This is a genomic window from Shigella sp. FJ200513 (assembly GCF_040495915.1).
Taxonomy (GTDB): Bacteria; Pseudomonadota; Gammaproteobacteria; order Enterobacterales; family Enterobacteriaceae; genus ECMA0423.
Window position 1 is genome coordinate 1 of sequence record NZ_JBDYCV010000179.1, and the last position, 4,324, is coordinate 4,324.

The following is a 4,324-nucleotide window of genomic DNA, read 5'->3' on the forward strand; positions in this document are numbered from 1 at the left end:
GTTACCCCCAAACGAATCGGAAAATCGATACTGGAAAAACTCTAACTCGGTGGCCAGTTTTTGTTGACCACTTCAGATGCCCAAATGGTGGATTACCGAGATCGTGTGCCAGTCCGATCGCTGCTAACAGAGCAGGAACGTCGCGTTCAACGACAATCCCCGTGGGTATTTCGCCAAAGATGTGCTCCTTCATCTCGAAAGCGAGCCTCATTCCTATCCCGCGAGCAAAGTTTGCTACTTCGTGAGAATGAGTCAGCCTCGTCCGTATGCTGTCATTTTGATCTAACGGGAAAACTTGTGTTTTATCCGCAAGCCGACGAGTTGGTGCAGCAAAAAGTAATCGGTCGTAATCCCGCTCGATCTCTTGTCTTCCGCTAGCAAGGGGATGTAAAAATGCTATGTTGGTTTTTTTTAGATTATCTTTCCGACGGTTGCAGTTAAGCAATTGTTGCCATTCCATTTGATCACCTTTGTAATAATTTAATTATTAGCAAACTAACAGAGAGGCGGAGTGCGATTCTATAGGCTAAATGGCTAAATATCAGAACTGGAAAATGGTTCGCAAAACGTTCTGCAACTGAACCTATTTTTGCATAAACGCCCTAAATCCCGCCTGTTTTGCCCCTTACTTAAACCATTGAACGCTTTGCGCTCTGGCATCATTTACGCTTAATACTCTTTCCAGGATTGGCGACGTGTCTGACGAGAGCGACGACAAAACAGAAGCCCCCACACCTCACCGACTAGAAAAAGCGCGGGAAGAGGGGCAAATCCCGCGTTCCCGTGAACTGACCTCACTGCTGATTTTGCTGGTGGGCGTTAGTGTTATCTGGTTTGGCGGTGTGTCGCTGGCCCGTCGATTGTCGGGCATGCTCTCCGCTGGGCTGCATTTTGATCACAGTATTATCAAAGACCCGAATCTGATCCTCGGGCAAATTATTCTGCTGATCAGAGAAGCCATGCTGGCGCTGCTACCGCTGATTAGCGGCGTGGTGCTGGTGGCGCTCATTTCTCCGGTTATGCTGGGGGGGCTGGTATTTAGCGGCAAATCCTTGCAGCCGAAGTTTTCCAAACTCAACCCGCTACCGGGCATTAAACGGATATTCTCGGCACAGACTAGCGCGGAGTTGCTTAAGGCAATTTTGAAAACCATCCTGGTTGGCAGCGTGACGGGGTTTTTTCTCTGGCATCACTGGCCGCAGATGATGCGCTTAATGGCCGAGTCACCGATTACCGCCATGGGTAATGCGATGGATTTGGTAGGGCTATGCGCACTGCTGGTGGTGCTTGGTGTCATTCCAATGGTGGGATTTGACGTCTTTTTCCAAATCTTCAGCCACCTGAAAAAGCTGCGAATGTCGCGGCAGGATATTCGTGATGAGTTCAAACAAAGCGAAGGCGACCCCCATGTTAAAGGACGGATCTGTCAGATGCAGCGAGCTGCCGCACGGCGTCGGATGATGGCCGATGTGCCGAAAGCGGATGTCATTGTCAATAACCCGACCCACTATTCGGTAGCGTTGCAGTATGACGAAAACAAAATGAGCGCACCGAAAGTGGTCGCTAAAGGTGCAGGGCTGGTCGCGCTGCGCATTCGTGAAATTGGCGCTGAAAATAACGTCCCGACGCTTGAAGCGCCGCCGCTGGCGCGAGCGCTGTATCGACATGCGGAGATTGGTCAACAAATCCCGGGTCAACTGTACGCCGCGGTGGCGGAAGTGCTGGCCTGGGTCTGGCAACTGAAACGCTGGCGTCTGGCTGGTGGACAGCGCCCTGTACACCTACTCATCTTCCGGTGCCGGCAGCCCTGGATTTTATTAACGAGAAACCGACCCATGAGTAATCTGGCCGCGATGCTGCGCCTGCCCGCAAACCTGAAATCGACATAATGGCAGATCCTTGCCGGACCGATTTTGATCCTGTTGATCTTGTCGATGATGGTGCTGCCACTGCCCGCATTCATACTCGACCTGTTGTTTACCTTCAATATTGCCTTGTCGATCATGGTGTTGCTGGTGGCGATGTTTACCCAGCGCACGCTTGAGTTTGCTGCGTTTCCGACCATTCTGTTGTTTACTATGTTGTTGCGTCTGGCACTTAACGTGGCTTCAACCCGTATCATTTTGATGGAAGGGCATACCGGCGCGGCGGCGGCTGGGAAGGTGGTCGAAGCGTTCGGTCACTTCCTCGTTGGTGGCAATTTCGCTATCGGTATCGTGGTGTTTGTCATTCTCGTGATCATCAACTTTATGGTCATTACCAAAGGTGCCGGGCGTATAGCAGAAGTGGGTGCGCGCTTTGTTCTCGATGGTATGCCGGGTAAGCAGATGGCGATTGACGCCGACCTTAACGCTGGATTGATTGGTGAAGATGAGGCGAAAAAACGCCGCTCCGAAGTGACTCAGGAAGCCGATTTTTACGGCTCAATGGACGGGGCAAGTAAGTTTGTTCGCGGCGATGCCATTGCCGGGATCCTCATCATGGTCATTAACGTTGTCGGCGGGTTGCTGGTCGGCGTGCTGCAACTGGCATGAGCATGGGACACGCGGCGGAAAGTTATACGCTATTGACCATTGGCGACGGTCTGGTGGCACAAATTCCGGCGCTGGTGATTTCTACCGCCGCGGGGGGCATCGTTACGCGTGTCAGCACCGATCAGGATGTTGGCGAGCAGATGGTGAATCAGCTTTTCAGTAACCCAAGCGTTATGTTGTTAAGCGCCGCCGTGCTCGGTTTACTCGGCCTGGTGCCTGGAATGCCGAACCTGGTATTTTTGCTGTTCACTGCCGGATTGCTGGGGCTGGCCTGGTGGATACGCGGACGCGAACAAAAAGCGCCTGCCGAACCCAAACCGGTAAAAATGGCAGAGAATAATACCGTTGTCGAAGCGACGTGGAACGATGTACAACTGGAAGATTCTCTGGGAATGGAAGTGGGTTATCGACTGATCCCGATGGTCGATTTCCAGCAGGATGGTGAGTTGTTGGGCCGTATACGCAGTATCCGCAAGAAATTTGCCCAGGAGATGGGATTTCTGCCGCCAGTGGTGCACATTCGCGACAATATGGATCTGCAACCTGCCCGCTATCGCATTTTGATGAAAGGCGTGGAGATTGGCAGTGGTGATGCTTATCCGGGGCGCTGGCTGGCGATTAACCCTGGAACCGCTGCCGGGACGTTACCTGGTGAGGCGACCGTCGATCCGGCATTTGGCCTGAATGCTATCTGGATTGAAAGTGCGCTAAAAGAACAGGCGCAGATTCAGGGGTACACAGTGGTTGAGGCCAGCACGGTGGTAGCAACGCATCTTAACCACCTCATTAGCCAGCATGCCGCAGAGCTGTTTGGTCGTCAGGAGGCGCAACAGCTGTTGGATCGCGTCGCCCAGGAGATGCCAAAGCTGACGGAAGATCTCGTTCCTGGCGTCGTCACGCTCACCACACTGCATAAAGTGCTGCAAAATCTCCTCGATGAAAAAGTACCGATTCGCGATATGCGCACCATTCTCGAAACGCTGGCGGAACATGCGCCCATCCAAAGCGATCCACATGAATTAAGCGCCGTCGTGCGCGTGGCGTTGGGACGGGCGATTACCCAGCAGTGGTTTCCTGGCAAAGATGAAGTCCATGTTATTGGCCTCGATACACCGCTGGAACGTTTGTTACTACAGGCGCTGCAGGGCGGGGGAGGACTGGAGCCAGGGCTGGCGGATCGTTTACTGGCGCAAACTCAGGAAGCTCTATCCCGTCAGGAGATGCTGGGTGCGCCGCCAGTATTGTTGGTGAACCACGCGCTGCGACCATTATTGTCTCGCTTCCTGCGCCGCAGCTTGCCGCAGTTAGTGGTCCTGTCGAATCTGGAACTGTCTGATAACCGACATATCCGCATGACGGCGACAATTGGCGGTAAATGATGAGAACCTTATTAGCGATATTATTGTTTCCGCTGCTGGTGCAAGCCGCCGGGGAGGGGATGTGGCAGGCAAGTAGTGTCGGAATTACGCTAAATCATCGCGGTGAGTCGATGTCGTCTGCACCTCTTTCTGCGCGACAACCTGCTTCAGGATTGATGACGCTGGTGGCGTGGCGTTATCAGCTTATCGGCCCGACACCTGCAGGACTGCGGGTTCGCTTGTGTTCGCAATCTCGTTGTGTCGAATTAGAGGGGCAGAGCGGTACCACCGTGGCCTTTTCCGGTATAGCGGCAGCAGAACCGTTGCGATTTATCTGGGAAGTGCCAGGCGGTGGGTGAACCGCCCCGGGAATCCTGGAGACTAAACTTCCTGAGAAAGAGGTAAACAGGATGACTAAAAATACTCGTTTTT

The 4,324-nt window shown here is 53.1% G+C and carries 1 protein-coding gene and 3 pseudogenes; 3 read left to right on the forward strand and 1 reads right to left on the reverse strand.

Going from position 1 to position 4,324, the window contains the following annotated elements:
* Positions 1 to 88: 88 nt before the first annotated feature.
* A pseudogene (locus tag ABZJ92_RS20760) lies at positions 89 to 460 on the reverse strand (HD domain-containing protein); the annotation flags it as partial.
* A gap of 235 nt (positions 461 to 695) precedes the next feature.
* On the opposite strand from ABZJ92_RS20760, the pseudogene flhB reads away from it, so the two are divergent.
* The 3 genes and pseudogenes from flhB to flhE all read left to right on the forward strand — a co-directional run bounded on the left by flhB (position 696) and on the right by flhE (position 4,251).
* Positions 696 to 1,843 (forward strand): annotated as a pseudogene (gene flhB, locus ABZJ92_RS20765) (flagellar biosynthesis protein FlhB).
* A gap of 52 nt (positions 1,844 to 1,895) precedes the next feature.
* Positions 1,896 to 3,913 (forward strand): annotated as a pseudogene (gene flhA / locus ABZJ92_RS20770) (flagellar biosynthesis protein FlhA).
* Positions 3,913 to 4,251 carry a flagellar protein FlhE gene (gene flhE, locus ABZJ92_RS20775; protein ID WP_001259572.1) on the forward strand — a complete coding sequence of 113 codons (339 nt, stop codon included), beginning with the start codon at positions 3,913 to 3,915 and terminating at the stop codon, positions 4,249 to 4,251. The pseudogene flhA and the gene flhE overlap by 1 nt, the downstream one beginning before the upstream one ends.
* Positions 4,252 to 4,324 lie beyond the last annotated feature (73 nt).